At 62.3% G+C, this 19,046-nt stretch carries 19 protein-coding genes and 1 tRNA gene; 16 read left to right on the top strand and 4 right to left on the bottom strand.

The annotated features are described in order from the left end of the window. Positions 1-53 precede the first annotated feature (53 nt). The 6 genes from pheS to ACQ3C8_RS06165 all read left to right on the top strand — a co-directional run bounded on the left by pheS (position 54) and on the right by ACQ3C8_RS06165 (position 5,235). Positions 54-1,088 carry a phenylalanine--tRNA ligase subunit alpha gene (gene pheS, locus ACQ3C8_RS06140; protein WP_428852834.1) on the top strand — a complete coding sequence of 345 codons (1,035 nt, stop codon included), beginning with the start codon at positions 54-56 and terminating at the stop codon, positions 1,086-1,088. Positions 1,089-1,157: 69 nt separating this feature from the next. After that, positions 1,158-3,584: a phenylalanine--tRNA ligase subunit beta gene (gene pheT / locus ACQ3C8_RS06145; RefSeq protein WP_428852835.1), complete on the top strand. Its 2,427-nt coding sequence runs from the start codon at positions 1,158-1,160 to the stop codon at positions 3,582-3,584. 77 nt (positions 3,585-3,661) lie between these two features. Then, entirely contained in the window at positions 3,662-4,084 is a 423-nt protein-coding gene (locus ACQ3C8_RS06150; protein ID WP_428853042.1) for an integration host factor subunit alpha, read from the top strand. Between the two features lie 20 nt (positions 4,085-4,104). After that, complete coding sequence (locus ACQ3C8_RS06155) at positions 4,105-4,572, top strand: MerR family transcriptional regulator (RefSeq protein ID WP_428852836.1); 468 nt, start codon at positions 4,105-4,107, stop codon at positions 4,570-4,572. A gap of 36 nt (positions 4,573-4,608) precedes the next feature. Continuing rightward, a tRNA-Pro gene (locus tag ACQ3C8_RS06160) sits at positions 4,609-4,685 on the top strand. 235 nt (positions 4,686-4,920) lie between these two features. Continuing rightward, positions 4,921-5,235 carry a hypothetical protein gene (locus ACQ3C8_RS06165; RefSeq protein ID WP_428852837.1) on the top strand — a complete coding sequence of 105 codons (315 nt, stop codon included), beginning with the start codon at positions 4,921-4,923 and terminating at the stop codon, positions 5,233-5,235. Between the two features lie 84 nt (positions 5,236-5,319). Here the strand turns inward: ACQ3C8_RS06165 and ACQ3C8_RS06170 are convergent, their stop codons facing one another. The 4 genes from ACQ3C8_RS06170 to ACQ3C8_RS06185 all read right to left on the bottom strand — a co-directional run bounded on the left by ACQ3C8_RS06170 (position 5,320) and on the right by ACQ3C8_RS06185 (position 10,364). Next, positions 5,320-7,611: a nitric-oxide reductase large subunit gene (locus ACQ3C8_RS06170; protein ID WP_428852838.1), complete on the bottom strand. Its 2,292-nt coding sequence runs from the start codon at positions 7,609-7,611 to the stop codon at positions 5,320-5,322. A 461-nt stretch (positions 7,612-8,072) separates the two neighbouring features. Then, on the bottom strand, positions 8,073-8,657 hold the full coding sequence (locus ACQ3C8_RS06175; protein ID WP_428852839.1) for a hypothetical protein: 585 nt from the start codon (positions 8,655-8,657) through the stop codon (positions 8,073-8,075). Positions 8,658-8,768: 111 nt separating this feature from the next. Beyond that, positions 8,769-9,833 carry a linear amide C-N hydrolase gene (locus ACQ3C8_RS06180; protein WP_428852840.1) on the bottom strand — a complete coding sequence of 355 codons (1,065 nt, stop codon included), beginning with the start codon at positions 9,831-9,833 and terminating at the stop codon, positions 8,769-8,771. Positions 9,834-9,986: 153 nt separating this feature from the next. Further along, positions 9,987-10,364 (bottom strand): GFA family protein, encoded by a 378-nt coding sequence (locus ACQ3C8_RS06185; protein WP_428852841.1) that lies wholly within the window; start codon positions 10,362-10,364, stop codon positions 9,987-9,989. 395 nt (positions 10,365-10,759) lie between these two features. Between ACQ3C8_RS06185 and ACQ3C8_RS06190 the strand changes: the two genes are divergently transcribed. From ACQ3C8_RS06190 to ACQ3C8_RS06235, 10 genes are all read left to right on the top strand, one after another. Further along, entirely contained in the window at positions 10,760-11,464 is a 705-nt protein-coding gene (locus tag ACQ3C8_RS06190) for a TetR/AcrR family transcriptional regulator (protein WP_428852842.1), read from the top strand. Then, the gene (locus ACQ3C8_RS06195; protein WP_428852843.1) at positions 11,465-12,247 is read left to right on the top strand and encodes an SDR family NAD(P)-dependent oxidoreductase; all 783 of its coding nucleotides are present in this window, start codon (positions 11,465-11,467) and stop codon (positions 12,245-12,247) included. It abuts the gene before it with no gap. A gap of 95 nt (positions 12,248-12,342) precedes the next feature. Beyond that, positions 12,343-13,308, top strand: coding sequence for a 1,2-phenylacetyl-CoA epoxidase subunit PaaC (locus ACQ3C8_RS06200; RefSeq protein ID WP_009522476.1), 966 nt, complete (start codon positions 12,343-12,345; stop codon positions 13,306-13,308). Beyond that, positions 13,305-13,652 (top strand): iron-sulfur cluster assembly protein, encoded by a 348-nt coding sequence (locus ACQ3C8_RS06205; RefSeq protein WP_428852844.1) that lies wholly within the window; start codon positions 13,305-13,307, stop codon positions 13,650-13,652. The genes ACQ3C8_RS06200 and ACQ3C8_RS06205 overlap by 4 nt, the downstream gene beginning before the upstream one ends. Then, on the top strand, positions 13,649-13,876 hold the full coding sequence (locus ACQ3C8_RS06210; protein ID WP_009522478.1) for a phenylacetic acid degradation b: 228 nt from the start codon (positions 13,649-13,651) through the stop codon (positions 13,874-13,876). The genes ACQ3C8_RS06205 and ACQ3C8_RS06210 overlap by 4 nt, the downstream gene beginning before the upstream one ends. A gap of 37 nt (positions 13,877-13,913) precedes the next feature. Further along, a complete protein-coding gene (locus ACQ3C8_RS06215) occupies positions 13,914-14,609 on the top strand; it encodes a Phenylacetic acid catabolic protein (protein WP_428852845.1) in 696 nt (231 codons plus the stop codon). Beyond that, on the top strand, positions 14,606-14,821 hold the full coding sequence (locus ACQ3C8_RS06220; RefSeq protein WP_428852846.1) for a hypothetical protein: 216 nt from the start codon (positions 14,606-14,608) through the stop codon (positions 14,819-14,821). Before ACQ3C8_RS06215 ends, ACQ3C8_RS06220 begins: the two co-directional genes overlap by 4 nt. Before the next feature lie 186 nt (positions 14,822-15,007). Beyond that, positions 15,008-15,976, top strand: coding sequence for a Bug family tripartite tricarboxylate transporter substrate binding protein (locus ACQ3C8_RS06225; RefSeq protein ID WP_428852847.1), 969 nt, complete (start codon positions 15,008-15,010; stop codon positions 15,974-15,976). A 71-nt stretch (positions 15,977-16,047) separates the two neighbouring features. After that, complete coding sequence (locus tag ACQ3C8_RS06230; protein WP_428852848.1) at positions 16,048-18,147, top strand: acetate--CoA ligase family protein; 2,100 nt, start codon at positions 16,048-16,050, stop codon at positions 18,145-18,147. 116 nt (positions 18,148-18,263) lie between these two features. After that, complete coding sequence (locus tag ACQ3C8_RS06235) at positions 18,264-19,043, top strand: enoyl-CoA hydratase/isomerase family protein (RefSeq protein WP_009522483.1); 780 nt, start codon at positions 18,264-18,266, stop codon at positions 19,041-19,043. The last annotated feature ends 3 nt before the right edge of the window (positions 19,044-19,046 follow it).

A 19,046-nucleotide genomic window follows, 5' to 3' on the forward strand; every position in this document is an offset into this window, starting at 1 on the left:
GCCCCGTTTTTCATTTCCACCCTGATTTCCATACCATTCAGCAGATTTCCGTCATGTCCCAGGATCTGGATCAAATCGTTGCCGACGCCGAAGCCGCTTTCGCCGCCGTGTCCGACAATGCCTCGCTCGAAAACGAGAAGGCACGCTTTCTCGGCAAGACCGGTGCGCTGACCGAACTGCTGAAGGGTCTCGGCAAGCTCGATCCGGAGACGCGCAAGACCGAAGGTGCCCGCATCAACCAGGCCAAGGTGCGTATCGAAGCGGCCTTGCAGGGCCGCCGCCAGGCACTGGCCGACGCACTGCTGAACGCGCGCCTCGCCGCCGAGCAGATCGACGTGACGCTGCCGGGCCGTAGCGTCGCCAAGGGCAGCCTGCACCCCGTCATGCAGACCTGGGAGCGCGTCACGCAGATCTTCGGTTCGATCGGCTTCGATGTGGCCGATGGCCCCGAGATCGAAACCGACTGGATGAACTTCACCGCGCTGAACAATCCGGACAACCATCCGGCCCGTTCGATGCAAGACACGTTCTACGTCGACGGCAAAGACAGCGACGGCAAGCTCCTGCTGCTGCGCACGCACACCAGCCCGATGCAGGTGCGCTATGCCCGCATGCATGTCGAGAAGTACAAGCATCTCGATACGATGCCGCCGATCAAGGTCATCGCCCCGGGTCGTACCTATCGCGTCGACAGCGACGCCACGCATTCGCCGATGTTCCACCAGGTCGAAGGCTTGTGGATTGCCGAGAATGTAAGTTTTGCCGACCTCAAGGGCGTCTATTCCGATTTCCTGCGCAAATTCTTCGAAAGCGACGATATCCAGGTGCGTTTCCGCCCGTCGTACTTTCCGTTCACGGAGCCGTCGGCCGAGATCGACATGGCGTTCGGCAGTGGCCGCTGGCTGGAAATTTCCGGCTCGGGCCAGGTGCATCCGACCGTGATCCGCAACATGGGCCTGGATCCGGAACGCTACATCGGCTTTGCTTTCGGTTCGGGCCTCGAGCGCCTGACCATGCTGCGCTATGGCATCAATGACCTGCGCCTGTTCTTTGAGGGCGACATGCGCTTCCTGCGCCAGTTCGCCTGAGCCGCCGCATCGAACGCACGACCGACAAGCTGCACCGATAAACCGAATACGACTGACTGACACATCGCCATGCAATTCCCGGAATCCTGGCTTCGCACCTTCGTCAACCCGCCGCTCTCGACCGAGGCGCTGGCCCATCAGCTCACCATGGCCGGCCTCGAGGTCGAGGAGGTCAATCCGGTCGCGCCCCCATTCGACAAGATCGTCGTCGGTCATGTGCTGTCCACGGAAAAGCATCCGGATGCCGACCGCCTGAACGTCTGCATGGTTGACGTCGGTAGTGGCGAACCCCTGCAGATCGTCTGCGGCGCGCCGAACGTCAAGCCTGGTATCAAAGTACCGTGCGCGCTGGTCGGTGCAGTGCTGCCGCCGGCTGAAGAAGGCGGCAAGCCCTTCGCCATCAAGATTGGCAAGCTGCGCGGCGTGGAAAGCTACGGCATGCTGTGCTCGGCCCGCGAACTGAAGCTCTCGGAAGACCATGGCGGCCTGCTGATCCTCGCGGACGATGCGGCGGTTGGCGCAAACGTGCGCGACGTACTGGCGCTCGATGACAGCGTGTTCGTCATCAAGCTCACGCCCAACAAGGCCGATTGCCTCTCGATTCATGGTGTGGCACGCGAAGTCGCCGCGCTCAATGGCCTGCCACTGACGGTGCCGGCCATGACGCCGGTGCCGGTGACACTGTCCGACGTACTGCCCGTGAAGATCAGCGCACCCGATCTCTGTGGCCGTTTTTCCGGCCGTATCATTCGCGGCGTCAATGCGCGTGCGGCAACGCCGGCGTGGATGGTGCAGCGCCTCGAGCGCGCCGGCCAGCGCAGCATTTCGGCGCTCGTCGATATTTCCAATTACGTAATGCTCGAACTCGGCCGCCCCTCCCACGTGTTCGATCTCGACAAGGTGCATGGCGGTCTCGACGTGCGTTGGGGCAAGCCGGGGGAGCAGATCAAGCTGCTCAATGGCAACACGATCGAACTCGACGCCAACGTTGGTGTGATCGCCGCGGAGCAGGGCGTGGAAAGCCTGGCCGGCATCATGGGCGGCGATGCCACGGCCGTGTCGCTCGACACCACCAATATTTATCTCGAAGCCGCATTCTGGTGGCCCACCGCCATCCAGGGCCGCGCACGCCGCTACAATTTCTCCACCGATGCCGCACATCGTTTCGAGCGGGGCGTGGACTACGCCACCACGGTCGAGCACATCGAACGCATTTCCGCGCTAATTCTGGAGATCTGCGGCGGCCAGGCCGGCCCGGTGGATGACCAGATCGTCAACCTGCCGCAGAGTGCGCCGGTCAAGCTGCGCGTTGCGCGTGCCGTGCGCGTGCTGGGTGTGCCGCTGAACGCGCACCAGATCGGCGACATCTTCACGCGTCTCGGTCTCGAGCATACGCTCGAAGACGATGTGTTTTCCGTCACGCCGCCGACCTACCGCTTCGACCTCGAGATCGAGGAAGACCTGATCGAGGAGGTGGCGCGGATCTACGGCTTCGAGAACATTCCGGCCAATCCGCCTGTCGCGGTCAGCGAGATGCGACCGACCAACGAAGCGCAGCGCTCCGTGCACGCCATCCGTCATCGCATTGCGGCGCGCGACTATCAGGAAGTCGTCAACTTCGCTTTTGTCGAAGAAGAGTGGGAGCGCGACTTTGCCGGCAATGACACGCCGATCCGCCTGCTCAACCCGATCGCCAGCCAGCTGGCCGTGATGCGCACCACGCTGATCGGCAGCCTGGTGGACAAGGTGCGCTACAACCTCAACCGCAAGGCCAGCCGTGTACGCCTGTTCGAAGTCGGTCGCGTGTTCCTGCGCGATGCCGCTGTCGCAGATGGCGGGCTGACCGTCGCCGGCTATCGCCAACCCGTGATGGCGGGCGGTATTGCCTACGGTCCCGCAGACGAAGAGCAATGGGGCGTGGCCACGCGGCCGGTCGATTTCTTTGACGTCAAGGGCGATCTGGAAACCATCCTGCTGCCGCTGCAGGCGCGTTTCGAAAAGGCCGAGCATCCCGCACTCCATCCGGGCCGCTCGGCACGCATCGTCATCGACGGCCAGCCCGCGGGCTGGCTCGGCGAGCTGCACCCGCGCCTGCTGCAGAAGTACGAGCTGGCACAGTCGCCGGTCATTTTCGAACTGGCGCTCGATGCGATGCGCGCGATCGGCATGCCCGCCTACCGCGAGGTATCGCGCTTCCAGGCGGTGACACGCGATCTCGCGCTGGTCGTCAAGCAGGATGTCAGCGTCCAGTCCGTACTGGATGCCATGCAGGCCGCCGTGACGCGCAGCGCCCATGCCGGCATCGTTCAGGCCATTGCCCTGTTCGACGAATTCCGCCCCAAGAACGCCGGATCCAGCCTGGCGCAGGACGAGAAAAGCCTTGCCTTCCGGATTACCATGCAAGATACTGGATCGACCCTTCAGGACGAGACGGTAGAAGCCGCAGTGGCCGTGGTGCGTGAAGGCGCCACCGCCTGCGGCGCAAAGCTTCGATAAGGCGCGACGCCATGTTCCCTGCCGACTCCCAGCTGACGGACCATGACGCCACGCCATCACCGGCTTCCGATATTGCGATGATGAACCAAGACTCCGTCAAATCCGCCCACGATCTCGTTGACCAGTCCGCTACCGAGGGACGCCAGTCCGCCGTCGCTGGCGCGCGCAGCGCACGCGGTGCGGATGTGCCAACGCTGACCAAGGCAGAGCTGGCTGAGTTGCTGTTCGAGCAGGTGGGTCTCAACAAGCGCGAGTCCAAGGACATGGTCGAAGCCTTCTTCGATGTCATCTGCGAAGCGCTCGAGCAGGGCGATAGCGTCAAGCTGTCGGGCTTTGGCAATTTCCAGTTGCGCGACAAGCGCCAGCGTCCCGGTCGCAATCCCAAGACCGGCGCGGTCATTCCCATCACCGCACGGCGCGTCGTCACGTTCCGCGCCAGCCAGAAGCTCAAGACACTCGTCGAAGAACGGGCGCTGCCTGACACGGCTGCTGCCGTTTGAGCACGGCCGGAGCCGCCACCATGAGTGAACGACGTTCCGAGCGCGATGCGCTGCCGCCGATTCCAGCCAAGCGCTACTTCACCATCGGCGAAGTGAGTGAGCTGTGTGCCGTCAAGCCGCACGTACTGCGCTACTGGGAGCAGGAGTTCACGCAGCTCAAGCCGGTCAAGCGGCGCGGCAACCGCCGGTACTACCAGCATCACGAGGTGCTGCTGATCCGCCGCATCCGCGAACTGCTGTACGAACAGGGCTTCACCATCAACGGCGCACGCAACCGGCTGGAAAGCCAGCGGCAAGGCGCGCCCGAGAGTGTCGCGCCAGCCAGTGCGCCTGTCCCTCCCGTTGCAGCCGTGTCAGGCGTGACCTCCATCGACCCTAACCTGCTGCGAATTGAGCTTGCCGAAGTCATGCGCCTGCTCAATGTGGTTCGTTTCGGCGTCATCGATCCCGAAGGGCGCGACAGCTTCGACGCAGAGGGCGAGCACTAGCCATTTGCAGCCCGGCTCTGTTATACTTGCCGGCTTCGGGGCGTAGCGCAGCCTGGTAGCGTACCTGCATGGGGTGCAGGTGGTCGGAGGTTCAAATCCTCTCGCCCCGACCAGACAGAACCCGCACAGTCGTTGGCTGTGCGGGTTTTTTATTTTCTGCGTTGGGTAGCGCGCATACCCTTCTATTTGGATGACATCCAATATTCATGCCGTGGGCGCCGCCGCATGACGAGCGAAGCAAGAACTTCGCGCTGGTGGCACGAGCAGCTCAGTCCGTGCCCCCATCCGGTTTTCGCCAAACTATGCAAGAATCCGACGAAACAGAAGACAACACCAAAGGAGGGATGCATGGACCCGCTCATCATCGATCTGGTTCGGCAGTACATTTACATGGTGGTACTGGCTTGTGTCGTCATGGCGGCCGCGTTCTTCTGGCGCCGTCCGGCGGAACGGAACCCTGTCAGCAAAGGCGCCATTGTGGTCATGGTGCTGATGGCAGCGGTCTTCATGCTTGTCGTTTCCCTGGTCGCGCAGGCTGTTCTCGGGTTTATCTCAACGTCTGCCGACAACATGACCATCGTGGCGAGAGTCGCGCTGCCGCTGGTCGCGGGGTTCTGGTTTGCGCATTCCCGTCTGCGCGTGCTCTGGAAGGGTGTGCGTTAGCAGGCAATCTAGCACGGACGAGCGGGGCAGCGATGACCGGCATGGCCCGGCGCGGTACAGCCAGTGTGCCAGGCCTATGGTAGGTCACCGCACGGTCGGTTGGCGGTTCGCCCTGGCGTGATCAAGGTGTGTCTGCGAGCCCGTCCGAAACAGCCCCAGAATCACGACCTGCCACGCGACCGCGATGGCGCCGACGATGAACACGACATCGCCGAATGTGCGGATCCAGCGCAGCGTTTCGAGGAAGTCCTGCTGCAGGAATTCGGCACTGCGCGCATACCACATGCCCGTGGTCACGCTTGCCTGGAACTGGAACAGGCCGACGGGGAGCAGGCTGGTGAAGATCATGAGCACAAGCCCGGCATTCAGGCCCCAGAAGCCGGTGCGCATCAGGCCCTCGCTGAAGGTGATCTCCGGCCGGATGTAGCGCAGTACCAGAAGCGTGAAGCCGAGCGCAAGGAAGCCATACACGCCGAATAGCGCGGCATGGGCATGCACTGCCGTAGTGTTGAGTCCCTGCAGATAGAAGAGCGCAACCGGCGTGTTGATCATGAAGCCGAACACGCCCGCACCCAGCATGTTCCAGAACGCGACGGCCACGAAGCACATCAGCGGCCAGCGCAGCGGGCGCATCCATGGTGCGCGGTCGCGCAGGCTCCAATGTTCCCACGCTTCGTAGCCCAGCACGATGAGAGGCACGACCTCGAGCGCGCTGAATGCCGCGCCGACCGCGAGAATCGGCGTTGTGGTTCCCGAGAAATAGAGGTGGTGGAAGGTGCCCGGTACGCCGCCGACCATGAACAGCGATGCCGAAGCGAGGCTGGCGGCCGTGGCGATGCGTTTCGAGACCAGCCCCATCGAGGCGAAGATGAAGGCGATGGCGGCAGTGGCGAAGACTTCGAAGATACCTTCGACCCACAGGTGGACGACCCACCAGCGCCAGTATTCCATGATGGTGATGTGCGTACGCTCGCCGTAGAACAGGCCCGAGCCGTAGAACAGGCCAATCGCGACGGTGGACACGGTGAGCAGGGCGAGCAAGCTCTTGTCGCCGCCTGGCTTGCGCAGCGCCGGCAGCATGCAGCGCAGCATCAGCGCCAGCCAGAACAACAATCCGCCAAACAGCGCGATCTGCCAGAGCCGGCCGAGGTCGAGGTATTCATAGCCCTGGTGCCCCAGCCAGAAGCCGAGTCCGCTGGGCAGAACCTGGGCAATGGCCAGATAGTTGCCGATGAACGATCCCGCAACGACGAGAATCAGCGCCCAGAACAGGATATCGACGCCCAGTTTCTGATGCCTGGGGTCGCCGCCGTGGATGACGGGCGCCAGGAACAGGCCGGCGGCCAGGAATGCTGTGGCGATCCACAGTACTGCGCTCTGGATATGCCACGTCCGGGTCAGGGCGTAGGGAAACCACTGCGACACGTCGATGCCATAGAAGCTCTGCCCCTCGATCGTGTAATGCGCGGTGAAGCCGCCAATGAACACCTGGAAGGTAAACAGGGCCGCGACGACGAACAGGTACTTGCCGAGGGCCCGCTGCGAGGGCGTCAATGTGGCGAGCGTGAGCGGGTCGCGTGCCGCGGCTACGAGCGGGGTGTCGTCATGGCGGCGTAGGAAGGCCCAGCCCCAGATCAGCGTGCCCACGCCGGCAATCAGGATGACAACGCAGGCGAGCGACCAGAGGATGTTCTCGGCCGTTGGCTGGTTGCCGATCAATGGCTCGGGTGGCCAGTTGTTCGTATAGGTGGCGACCGTGCCCGGCCGCTCGGTCGATGCGGCCCAGGCGGTCCAGAAAAAGAAATTCGCCAGCTTCTGGCGTTTCTCTGCGCTGGGTAGCGTGGCTTCCTTCATCGCATAGTGATCGCGCATCTGCCGCAATGCGGGATCGTTGCCATACAACTGGTCATAATGGCTGGCCGTCAATGCGATCGCGCGGGCCCGGCGCTCCGATACCGTGACGGCGCCTGTTGCGGCGTCATAGCTGTTGTGCCGGTACTCTTCTTTCAGTTGATGCGTCAATCCCGCTTTCTGCGCGACGTCGAGTGTGTCGAACGTCTTGCCATGCGCCTGCTGTGCAGCGAGATCCAGCCACGCCAGCAGTTCCCGGTGCAGCCAGTCTGCTGTCCAGTCGGGCGCCTGGTAGGCGCCGTGCCCCCAGACGGAGCCGAGCTGCATGCCGCCGGTGCTTTGCCAGGCTGCTTGCCCGGCCATGATGTCGTCGTGCGTCATCAGCACCTGGCCTGTGCTGGTGACAACCTGGGTGGGGATGGGTGGGGCCTTGCGATAGACCTCGACGCCCGAGACGCCCAATATGGCAAAGGTCACCGTGAGGACGGCGATCAATGTCCACCAAAGCTTGCGGTACTCTCCCATCAGAGCCTCCCTTGGTCTTGACAGCTAGTACGTCAGGTGTCCAGCAGGTATTTCTCGTGTGGCTCGGTGCGGCGTGACGTGGTCAGGTGCAGCGAAGAGGACGTTCCGCACGGCAGCCGTGATTGTCTCGGGCACCTGTTGCCCTCCCGGTTATCGGTTTCAGGCAAGGAAAAAGCCACGTTGGCCATGTTCGAGCATAGCAAAGCTGACCGCAATATCTTTGCGCTGGATCAAATTGCGATGCTTTCGGGTGTGGGGGCGGGAGGCGCTGCAGGGGGGGGCTGGATTGCCGTGGTGATACGGGGAGGTGGCCGCCTAGGGCCCGGATCCAGACCGTTGGCGCGCGGGAGGAAGGCTGTGCCCAGTGTGCGCAGCCTGCGTCTTGTCTCTGCACGATGCAAGCGTGCATGCTCATGCTGCGCCGCCGTATCCACCAGGCACGGGGCGCCGCGGGGGGGAAATTATCGGTCGCGGGTCCGCAGATACGCCAGGACTGGCTCGAGCGCAGCCAGTGCCGGTGCAGCCTCGCACGCCTTGCTCGCCGTGGACCATGGATACGAAAGCCGTGCCAGCCAGCCATCGAGGATGACCTGGGCCGTGTCGGCGGGCAGGACTTCCATCGCTTCGATGACGATTTCCAGCGCATGCACGCGGCGACCCTCGCGGGCCTTCGTGAAGGTCCACCCATAGCTGCCGCAGCCTACGCGCACATTGCCGCTCTGCTTGTCCGTCATCCCGACCAGCCAGTCGCAGCGATAAGTGTCTGCGTCGGCAGCGGGCAGGGTGCCGGTCAGGCAGAAGGTGTAGACATTGTCGTAGGTCTGTCCGAAGCGCCGGACCAGCACGTCGGTGATGGCAGCCAAGCCTTCGCTGCGCGCCGGGAACGAAATGGCATCGGACTTCACTGTCATCTGCAGCGTGGCGTCAGAGGCAAAGGCATGCGGCATGAGGTGCGGGCGGTTCTCGTCCTTGGCGCGGATATACGTGCGGATCAATGCGGCGGGGTCAAGCACCTGGGGGCGTTCAGATGTGGCAGGGGGAGTCATCTCTGGCATTCCTTCAAAGGGCGTAGCGCATGCACGTTGCAGCGATCAGGGGATCATACTCCACGCATCCATGGGATGCCGCCATGATGCTGCAACTCGTTACATGACAAGCTACAGGCCGAGAAACCTGAATGGTGCCGATGCCTTGAAGTGTGTGTTGACCGCGCCCGCAAAGGTGTGCGACTGGCCCGGGCCGAGATCAAGCTTGCGCACCGTGCCCGTGCGCTGCGAGAAATCGATCTGGTTCAGGTCGACCCAGAAGGTATTGGGCGTCGACACCGACTCGAAGAAATAGAGCTTGCGCTTGTGGTCTGCAACCGTGCGCCAGCGCGTGGAGGAGATATTGGGTTGATCTGGCGTCGAGATGCCGAAGGGCACCGATACATTGCGGATCACGCTGAAAGCACTGGCCAGCGTTTCGACCGGATCGCTAGTCTTGGGAATGGCATTGACATAGAACGACGCGCGGGCGAAACGGTCGGCCGCGCGGTTGGTACCGGGCAGTACGACAGTTCCGCCGATTTCTTTCCAGTACTCGTTCAGCGCGAGCTGCTTGTCAAAGGTAGGCGAGTTGGTCATGACCTGGTAGCGCCGGTCATGGTGAATTACCTGCTTGCCATCGATGTACTCGATGATTGCGCTGTCGCCGCTCGAATCCGAGAGCGAAAGATGCAGCGTAGCGAGCCGCTCCTCGCCAGGCACGTTGTTCGTTACCACCGTAAAGGGCTCACGTTCCAGCACGGCGATGGCTTCCTGGACCGTCGCGAAATTGTCGAGCGCATACTGCGCCCACGCTGCCAGGGAAAGTCCCGGCGATTTGCCGTCGTACTGGGGATAGGTCGATTCGGCCAGCCACAGTACATTGGCGACCAGGCCGGCTTCGTTCATGCCGTCGGTGGTGGAGATGTCATAGCCCGAGGCGATGACACTGCCATAACGCGAGGTCCAGGTGATGGAGTTGGGGCCAACCTCGCCCGTGCGCTGCATGCCGCGCGGAAAGATCCACAGGTTGGTGCCGGTATCGGTTTTCCAGTCCATCGAGCGGGCTGTGATGACTTGGTTGTCCGTACCCAGGTAAACGAAGCGTGTACATGCCTGGCTCAGATTGGACACCAGCACGGTGGAGGAGACAAGCGTGGCAACGATCGTTGTGCGAAGGCGGTGGCTTAGGGGCATGGGTTCCTTTCTTGCGGGGCAACGTTCGGACAATTGGCTGTCAGGCATGCTTCGGCGTGGGGGGCTTAGCAATGGTAAATGCCACGGCAAAGCATTGACGGATGAGCGACAGGCGCAGTGGCTGGACGTGAGTGTCGCATGGGCCCGGCAGTCCTACAACCGGCTGCCCGCGATGTGCCGGACCGGCACGCTGCCCGGATCGAAATCAATGAGGCAACGGGTGTTGATCGCCCAGCCATCGAATGGCCTTGCGCCGGCCGCGCGCTCTACCGCCGTGGGGTGGCTCGGCTGGCGAAAAGGCATGATGCCGCAGGTCGGGCAGATATAGTCCGCACCCGTCATCGATCCCCAGCGATAGACATGCAGATCTTCGACGGGCGTAAGTAGACGGAACGCCTCGGCCGGCACCCGGTAGATCAGGGCGCCGCGCCGCCGGCATATGGAGCAGTCGCAGGCGCGTACATGGTCGATCTCCGCTTCGATTTCAAAGCGGATGGCTCCACAGTGGCAGGTGCCGCGATAGGTCTTCATGCGGTTGTCTGTTCAGTGAGGTGACGTATACCACGCCGGTAGCCCGCTGGCAGCGGGTTCGGCTGGTGATGCCTTGCGCGTGAGGCTGATTCCGATCCTGGCATGCGCAATAGTGCATGCATCCGCACGGGCAGGGTAGAGATACAAGTACAAGGGAAAACCCTTGAAGAAAATCAATTGACGCACCGCGGAAGATTTAGCATACTTACTAGACAGTAAGTATATTGATCCGGGCGATGAGAAGGGCCAAACAAGGTGCCCCGTTGAGTGCTGGACGAGTGCGGCATGTTCCCGGAGGCACGTCCGGCGGGCCTGAGGGGATGGTTTACACTGCGGCTGGGCAGAAAGATTAACTTTCTGGAAAGTATGCTTGTGTAACAGAAGACCGGGATGCCATGCCGACAACACAGAAACGACGGACGAAGCAGGAGCAGCGCGACGCCAGTATCGAAAAGATCCTCGCGTCGGCCGAACAGCTTTTCATCACGAAAGGGTTTCATGCAACCACGACGGAAGAGCTGGGTGCACATGCGGGGCTGACGAAGGGCTCGGTGTACTTCTACTTTGGCGACAAGAACAATGTGCTGTTGAACCTGCTGGAGAAGGTGCAGGCAAAGGTGCTGACGCCGCTGATCGAAAAGCTGGAGCGCGGGGCGGGCTCGCCGCTGGAGCGCGTACGCGAGTTTCTCGTGCATCAGGCGCGGCTGGCCAAGGAAGAGCCGGCAATGCTGCTGCTGCCGATCATGGTGTCGATCGAGTTTGCCGGCACGGGCGAGCTGGCGGAGAAGCGGGTGAAGTGGGGCTATCGCCGTACTGCCCAGTTGCTGGTCAAGGTGATTACGGAGGGACAGGCCGCCGGCGTATTCCGGCGTGACCTGGGGGCCGAGCAGCAGGCGTCGATGATTCTTGCGCTGAATGACGGCACGATGCTGGAGTGGTGGCGCAGCGACAGGCGCATCGCCGGGCGCGGCCTGTTCGATGCCCTGTATGCGGTGCTGTTGTCGGGAATCGTGCAGTCATCGCCTGCCGCTGAGGATATGGCGGCGCTGGCCTTGCCGATAACAGAGGGAAAACACGGTCGGATCAAGAAGGAGAAATGAATGCAGCACCCCATGGATTTGAGCGGCAAGGTCGCCGTGGTGACTGGCGGGAATGGCGGGATTGGTCTCGGGATCACAAAAGGACTGGCATCGGCCGGATGCCACGTGGCGATCTGGGCGCGCAATGCTGCCAAGAACGAGGCCGCGGTGCAGGCCTTGCAAGGTTTACCGGGCAACGTGCAAGCCTTTGCGTGCGATGTCACGGACCGTCCCAGCGTCGATGCCGCCGCCGCTGCCACGCTGCAGCGCTTTGGATTTATCGATGGCATGTTCGCCAATGCCGGGATCGGTGGCGGCGGGCGCGAGTCGTTCCTGGTCCGCAAGCCGGAAGACTGGGGGCAGATGATCGACGTCAACCTGTACGGCGCTTTTCATGCCTGCCAGGTCGCGCTGGCGCAAATGAAGACCCAGTCGGAGCAGGGGCGCAAGCACGGACGCATCGTACTCACGTCGAGCATCGCCAGCCATTTCGGTACGGCAGCCAATGAACACTACGCGATGACCAAGGCAGGGCTGACTTCGCTGGCCCGCTCGATTGCGGTGGAATTCGCGCGCTATGGCGTGACGGCGAATGCGTTGCTGCCGGGCTATACCGCGACCGAAATGACGACGGGCCTGTTCGACAACGAAAAGTTCGTGAAAGCCGTGATGCCGCGCATCCCCCAGCGGCGGTTCGGCAGCAGCGATGATTTTGCCGGCGTGGCCATTTACCTGATGAGCGACCTGTCGTCGTATCACACCGGTGATGCCATGACCATCGATGGCGGATACTCGATCTATTGAATCCGATCGGTGTCGCCCAAGAAATATACTGACTGGATAGTTAATATCATGGCAAGCGCGACCCAGGGCCGTGTTGCCGGACGAGAGGGACGGACATGAAGGAAGAACTGCTGGAGCAAGGTGCCATGCGCGACGAGGAAATCCGCGAGCGCTCGCTGCAACTGCGATTGCGTGCAGGACACCAGATCGAATCCGAGGAGGAGATGACGCCCCGGTATCGCGAGGTGCTGGTCCAGACCATGCTGATCGCGGCCGACCTGGAACTCATGACATTGCCTTCCTACTTCGGTGCGCTGTGCAATGCGCCGACGCTCGATGACAAGATTTCCGTCGCCTCGGCGATCCAGGACGAGATGGGGCACGCCCAGGTGATGTACCGCATGCTGGAGGATTTCGGCATGGATGCGCAGGAGCTCATCATGGGTCGCCCGCCAGAAGCTTTCAAGTCATTCGAGCTGATCGAGCAGGATTGCGGTGACTACATTACCTGCGTCGTCATGATGGCACTCGGCGACCGTGCTGGTTACACCACCACACGCGACCTGGAGGCCAATTGCTCGTTCGGTCCGTACACGCGCTCGCTGCGCAAGGTCAACTACGAGGAGCGCTTTCATGTGACGCATGGCGAACGCTGGGTGCGGCACTTCTGGAATCATTCTCCGCGTACCCGTGAGCGGGTGCAGGCTGCCGTCGACCTGCTGTTCCCCATGGCCGCCAGTTGGTTCGGCACACCAGACAGCATGAAGAAACGTACTGATCAGCTGACCTATCGTATCCGCGGCCTGAGCAATGACGAGCTGCGCCAGCAATGGCTGAACGAGGTCGTACCGTTCTGCGAGTCGGTCGGCATCCGCATTCCCGCGCATTTCGACACTACCGAAGGCCGCTATGTGCTGAGCTACGAAGAGCCTATCGCCTGGGATGCGGAGGCGCGCCAATGGAACTACGAGAACCGGATCACGTGGCCGGAAAAATTCGCGCACTGGAAAAAAGGCGGCCCGATCAAGCGGGCCGGCCTGGAGCGTATCCAGAACGAACGCTGGGGGGCGGCGCTGTGGTGAGCCAGCAGCGCCTGACAGAGGTGGTTGGCGCCGTGCACGATCCGCACCTGCCATTCGGCCTGGCCGAGATGGGCATGCTCGAGCGTGTCACGGTGTTGCCGACCCACGCCGTGGAAGTGGTAGTCAATGTGCCTTGCCATCACTGCCCGGGTTTGCAGATGCTGCGGGACGATATCGAGACCGCATTGCAAGCGGCCGGGGTAACGCAGCCCATCCATATTTCGTTTCAGGGACGGGAGGCATGGCAGCCCGTCAGCATGACACCCGAGGTTCGGGCAGCGATGCGCACCATGGGCATCCAGACAGTGATATCCCGGAGCATTGAAGAAGGAGCGCCTGTATGAGGCAGCGGTACCCCGAATCGTTTTATGAAGTGTTTGCCCGCAAGAACTCGGCCGATGCCCTGCAGCATGTCGGCAGCGTCAAGGCGCCCAACACCGAAATTGCCATTGCCCGTGCCTGGTACGTGTATGACGAACACGCCTGGTCGGAGATGTGCCTGGTGCCGCTGGCGGCCGTGATACCCGTGACCGAGCGCGACAAGCGCGTCAAGATCAAGCAGATCTGACGTGGCATTGATCTCCGATTTGATGAGGCATTCCTGAATGAATATGGCATCTGGCGATACACATACCGTCCTGCGCCTGGCGGATACCAAACTGGTTCTGGGCAATGTCTGCGCCACCAGTGTCTTCAACGGCCGTTCGCTCGGCGACTTTGCCACGCTGCTCGCCATCACCGGCACCTCGCTCGGTGCCACGCGCGCACTCTATCGCTGGCTCGAGTCCCAGGGAGAGTCGTATGCGCGGCTGGAGCGTGGGCGCGGTCCGGAAGCGATTGCGTCGATGGATGTCATGGATGCGCCGCCCGAGTCCTGGGCGGATCTCATGATCACGGTATTCGTGACCGAAGCGGCCACTTCCGCCGTCGCCGGGCGTCTGGCAAACCACGCCGACCGCCTGCTCGCCAACCAGGCCAGCATGGTGAGCCGTGACAGCGCGTTTCACATGGCGTATTGCATTGGCTGGCTCAAGGTGATCGCGGAGCACGAGATGGAAAGCCTGCGCGCGGCAATGGAGATGCGCCTGCCCCTGGCCTTGCGCTGGGTGGAGCAAAGCGACATGTCAGCGCGGGAAGCTTTCCTGGAGGCTTGCGCGCCGCTGGCCGGGCTGGCCAGCCAGCCCTTGCCTGGCGCCGCGCCGCGTCCGCAGCAATGGGATGCGCAGCTCGCGCGCCCCCAAGCGTTGCCGGAAGGACTCTGGAATATCGTCCGGTTCAAAGATGCCGAGCTGCTGGCATGAAACATACGCGGCAGCTGCCGGATGCGGAGGATTTCGGCATCGATGTCAGTACGGTGGAGTGCCCCCTGTGCGAATCGCCTTCGGTACGCTTCGAAGGCATGACCGGCGGGGCAGCGAACGAGCTGCTGATGCGGTGCAATGATTGCAAGTCGTTCTTTTTTGTATTGAAGGACCGGGCTTTCCTGGTTATGCGCCAGGACACGTCGGACTAGGCAGCACGCTGGCTGCGCCGGGCATGAAATTGCCCCTTATGCAGCCAGTGATTCGGTCTTGACGAAAACATTCGTTGGGTGATGGAAAGCCAGTCGCTATGCTTTTTCCGCCCTATGGCGAGGCACCCATCTCAAGACTGAAGGGAGTACGCAGCGATGTTTCAAATCAAACTAAACGAGGGGACAATGAAAAACAATCTGCTCAGAATCATGTTGCTTGCCGCGGGCCTGCTGCTTGGCAGCACCCAGGCGATGGCCTATCCGGACAAGCCGGTGCGCGTGATCGTGCCTTGGCCCGCAGGCGGTGGCGCAGACTATGTCGGGCGCGCCTTCGGCAAGGAGCTGTCGGAAATCTGGAAGCAGCCGGTGGTCATCGACAACATTGGTGGAGCGGGTTCCATCGTCGGCGCCGAGCGTGCAGCACGTGCAGCGCCCGATGGCTACACCTTCATGGTGACCATCAACGGCACCATCACTAGCAACCGCTTTCTCTACAAGAATATGCCTTATGACCCGGACCGCAGCTTCATGCCGGTGTCGCTGCTGGTGCAGAGTGGGCAGCTGATTCTCGTCAACAAATCCGTGAAGGCGGACAACCTCAAGGATTTCGTCGACTATGTACGCAAGCAGCCGGGCGGCGTGAGCTATGCATCCTATGGCAACGGGACGCAACCGCACCTGCTGTTCGAACTGCTCAAAAAGCGCGAGAAGATCGACATGCTGCACGTGCCGTACAAGGGTCTCGCACCGGCATTGACCGGTGTGATGGGCAACGAAGTGCAATTGACCATCGTCAGCCCTAGCAGCGCGACTGCCGCGCTCGGGTCGGGCCGCACCAAGCCGCTGGCGATTGGTTCATCGACGCGTGCCAGTGTCATGCCCAATGTGCCGACCGTGGCCGAGTCGGGCTATCCGTACCTGAATGCCACGATCTGGTTCGGCATGTTCGCGCCCAAGGGCACGCCACAGGCGATTATCGACAAGGTACAGCAGGATATCGCCACGGTGGTCAAGCGCCCCGATTTTGCCAAGGCGCTGGAAGAGCGCGGCTTCGATATCGTTGCCAGCACGCCTGCGCAGTTTACCAAGGTCATTCAGGAAGAAGTTGCCCGCACTGCCGAAATGGCGGAAGCCGCCAACGTCAAACCTGAGTGACCGTCACACGCCGAGCGCAACGTCGACCGCCGCAACTTTTGCATTAACGTTTTCCAGGAGCCTGTTTCAGCATGCACACCCCATCCGCACTGGACGCATTTTTCCAACCGCGCAATATCGCCGTGATCGGCGCGTCGGGCGATCTCGGGAAAATGGCGTCGCGGCCGCTTACCTATCTCCGCAAGCATGGATTCAAGGGCGGCATCTATCCGGTCAATCCCAAGTATGAAGAACTCGGCGGGTTCAAGTGCGTGGGCGAGATCGAGGCATTGCCGGCGGACATCGACCTTGCGCTGATTTCCCTGCCGGCAGCGATGATTCCGGATACGGTGCGGCGTTGCGCGGCCAAGGGCGTGCGCGCGGTCACCATTCTCTCCGGCGGCTTTGGCGAGCTGGGCACGGAGGAAGGGCTGGCGATCGACACCGCCCTGCGGCAGGTAGTAGCGGATACTGGTATCCGCGTATGCGGGCCGAACTGCCAGGGTGGCGTGAATCTGTTTGACCATGTTGCGGCAACGTATTCGGGGGCACTGTCGAGCGAAACGCTCAGTGCCGGCCCGATTGCGCTGGTGACGCAGAGTGGCGTATTCGGCGGGCTGGTGTTCGCTGCCGCGCAGGAAGAGGGTATCGGTGTCGGCTTCTGGACCAGCACGGGTAACGAACTGGATCTGACTTTCAGCGACTTCCTCGACTATGCCGTGCTGGATGACCGCATCCGTGTGGTGGGTGGTTATCTGGAAAGCGTGAAGGACGACGGCGAGCGGTTTGTCACGGCGTTGCGCAAGGCGCGTGAGGCGGGCAAGCCGGTCGTGTTGCTGAAGACCGGCCGGACCGATGCCGGGCGCGCCGCAGCGGCCTCGCATACGGCTGCATTGGCGGGTTCGGACGAAGGGTATACGGCGGCGTTCCGCAAGGGCGGGGCGGTACGCGTGGCGTCGTCGGATGCCTTCCGCGACCTGGTCGCGGCGTTCTCGACTGGCCGTATTCCGCGCGGCAAGCGCGTTGCCGTGCTGTCTATCTCCGGTGGCGCCGCCACCCTGATGGCTGATGACTGCAGCGAGCGCGGGCTGGAGATCGCATCATTTTCCGAAGCCTTGCGCAACCGCCTGTCAACGGTGGTGCCGACATTCGGCAGTGTGCTCAATCCGGTCGACCTGACCGGGCAATTGGTGGCCGATGCCTCGCTGCTCGAAAAAGCTGCGAGCATCATCATCGATAGCGGCGAGGCGGATGTATTGAGCATCTTCATCGGCATGTGCGATGGCAACAAGGATGAGCTGGTAGAAGTCATCGGTCGCCTGGCACGCGCGACGGACCTGCCGATCTTCGTGACCTGGGTGGCAGCCGCGGATCGTACCATTTACCCGCGCATCCGCACTCTGGGCATTCCGGTGTTCCATGATCCGACAGCCTGTATCGCCACGGTGGCCAGCATGGTGGAATGGGTCGAGGACTGTGCGTTGCCCGCGCAGCCGGACATTCCCGTCGGCGCACATGCCGGCCTCCTTGAGACATTGCGTGCGCGCCCGGCTGGGATGATGTCGGAGGCGACGGTCAAAGGCATGCTGGCGGCGGCTGGACTGCCGGTGCCGCTCGGCCAGCTGGTACGCCAGCCGGATGCGGCGAGGAGTGCGGTGGCTGAAGTCGGCGGGGATGCCGTGATGAAGCTGCAGGCGGTGTCGGTGCCGCATAAGTCGGATATTGGCGGCGTGCGCGTCGGCGTCTCTGGCGAACAAGCCGAGGAAGCCTTCCTCGCCTTGCAGAAACTGTTTCCGGAAGATGCCGAGGGCGTTCTCGTGGAAGCACGCGTGCGCGATGCAGCGGAGTGCTTCATCGGGATCCAGCAGCATCCGATCTTCGGGCCGATGGTCGCGGTCGGCCTCGGGGGTGTCTTCATCGAGATCTTCCGCGATGTCGCCATTCGCCTCGCACCGGTCAGCCATGCGGAGGCCGTCACGATGATCCAGGGGCTGCAGGGATACCCCATCCTGCAAGGTGCGCGCGGCCAGAAACCACGCGACATCGAAGCGCTGGCGCGGCTGGTGCAGCAGGTGTCCGAGATTGCGGCAGCCGGGCGCGACACCATTCAGGAGATGGACCTTAATCCGGTCTTCGTACAAGCACAGGGCAGCGGCGTCGTGATCGGTGACGCGTTGCTGGTGCGCAAGTAACCAGTCCATATCGAACAGCTGAAGCCGGCCGAGCCTGGGCGGCTTCAGCGGTGCGCCCAGACCGGCGCACTTCAACGAGCACGATTCAACCACAAGACAACAAGGAAGGCAGGAGCATGGCAGACGATCTCATTACGCGCGTCGAGAACCGGGTGGGCTACATCACGTTCAATCGGCCCAAGGTATTGAATTCCTTTACCCCGGATTTCCTGCGCACCGTCATGGAGGCGGTACAGGCATTCGAACAAGACAAGGACGTACGCGTCATCGTGCTGACCGGCGCGGGCGAGGCATTCTCGTCGGGGGGCGACAAGGGTTTTCTCGATGCGCTCACGCAGATGACGCCTATCGAGATCCGCTCTACCGTGTACACCTACTTCGCGGGGGCCGCCAAGGCTATCAAGCTGTGCAGCAAGCCGACGATTGCCGCGGTGAATGGTCCGGCCGTGGGCGCCGGCTGTGAAATCGCCGTGGCTTGCGATTTTCGCGTGGTCGCGCGCAAGGCGTTTTTCTGCGAGTCGTGGATCGACCTTGGCATCATCCCGCCGCTCGGCGGCATGTTCCTGCTGCCGCGCCTGATCGGCCTGGGGCGCGCCAGCGATATGGTGATGCGCGGCGTGCGTGTGTATGGCGACGAGGCGGCGGCCATCGGGTTGGCCAATCAGGTGGTCGAGGGCGAGGCGCTGGAGCAGGCAACCCGCGAGTTTGCCGAGGATCTCGCGCGCAAGGCGCCGCTGGCGCTGTCGATCGCCAAGGATGGACTGCGCCGTGGTCTCGAGTCGACCATGGAAGGCGAGTGGGGATTCAATGTCTATGCGCAGAGCATGCTGCTGAATGGCCCGGATTTCGAAGAAGCGGTCCAGGCGATGCAGCAAAAGCGCCGTCCGGAATTCTGAGGC

It is taken from the genome of Imbroritus primus (assembly GCF_964332355.1).
Classification (GTDB): domain Bacteria; phylum Pseudomonadota; class Gammaproteobacteria; order Burkholderiales; family Burkholderiaceae; genus Imbroritus; species Imbroritus primus.

Coding starts and splice junctions, on each gene's coding strand:
- ACQ3C8_RS06210 (WP_009522478.1), top strand. CDS start 13,649: ATGAGGCAGCGGTACCCCGAATCGTTTTATGAAGTGTTTGCCCGCAAG.
- ACQ3C8_RS06180 (WP_428852840.1), bottom strand. CDS start 9,833: ATGCCCCTAAGCCACCGCCTTCGCACAACGATCGTTGCCACGCTTGTC.
- ACQ3C8_RS06195 (WP_428852843.1), top strand. CDS start 11,465: ATGCAGCACCCCATGGATTTGAGCGGCAAGGTCGCCGTGGTGACTGGC.
- ACQ3C8_RS06220 (WP_428852846.1), top strand. CDS start 14,606: ATGAAACATACGCGGCAGCTGCCGGATGCGGAGGATTTCGGCATCGAT.
- ACQ3C8_RS06170 (WP_428852838.1), bottom strand. CDS start 7,611: ATGGGAGAGTACCGCAAGCTTTGGTGGACATTGATCGCCGTCCTCACG.
- ACQ3C8_RS06185 (WP_428852841.1), bottom strand. CDS start 10,364: ATGAAGACCTATCGCGGCACCTGCCACTGTGGAGCCATCCGCTTTGAA.
- ACQ3C8_RS06175 (WP_428852839.1), bottom strand. CDS start 8,657: ATGACTCCCCCTGCCACATCTGAACGCCCCCAGGTGCTTGACCCCGCC.
- ACQ3C8_RS06190 (WP_428852842.1), top strand. CDS start 10,760: ATGCCGACAACACAGAAACGACGGACGAAGCAGGAGCAGCGCGACGCC.
- ACQ3C8_RS06165 (WP_428852837.1), top strand. CDS start 4,921: ATGGACCCGCTCATCATCGATCTGGTTCGGCAGTACATTTACATGGTG.
- ACQ3C8_RS06235 (WP_009522483.1), top strand. CDS start 18,264: ATGGCAGACGATCTCATTACGCGCGTCGAGAACCGGGTGGGCTACATC.
- ACQ3C8_RS06200 (WP_009522476.1), top strand. CDS start 12,343: ATGAAGGAAGAACTGCTGGAGCAAGGTGCCATGCGCGACGAGGAAATC.
- ACQ3C8_RS06215 (WP_428852845.1), top strand. CDS start 13,914: ATGAATATGGCATCTGGCGATACACATACCGTCCTGCGCCTGGCGGAT.
- pheS (WP_428852834.1), top strand. CDS start 54: ATGTCCCAGGATCTGGATCAAATCGTTGCCGACGCCGAAGCCGCTTTC.
- pheT (WP_428852835.1), top strand. CDS start 1,158: ATGCAATTCCCGGAATCCTGGCTTCGCACCTTCGTCAACCCGCCGCTC.
- ACQ3C8_RS06230 (WP_428852848.1), top strand. CDS start 16,048: ATGCACACCCCATCCGCACTGGACGCATTTTTCCAACCGCGCAATATC.
- ACQ3C8_RS06155 (WP_428852836.1), top strand. CDS start 4,105: ATGAGTGAACGACGTTCCGAGCGCGATGCGCTGCCGCCGATTCCAGCC.
- ACQ3C8_RS06225 (WP_428852847.1), top strand. CDS start 15,008: ATGAAAAACAATCTGCTCAGAATCATGTTGCTTGCCGCGGGCCTGCTG.
- ACQ3C8_RS06150 (WP_428853042.1), top strand. CDS start 3,662: ATGATGAACCAAGACTCCGTCAAATCCGCCCACGATCTCGTTGACCAG.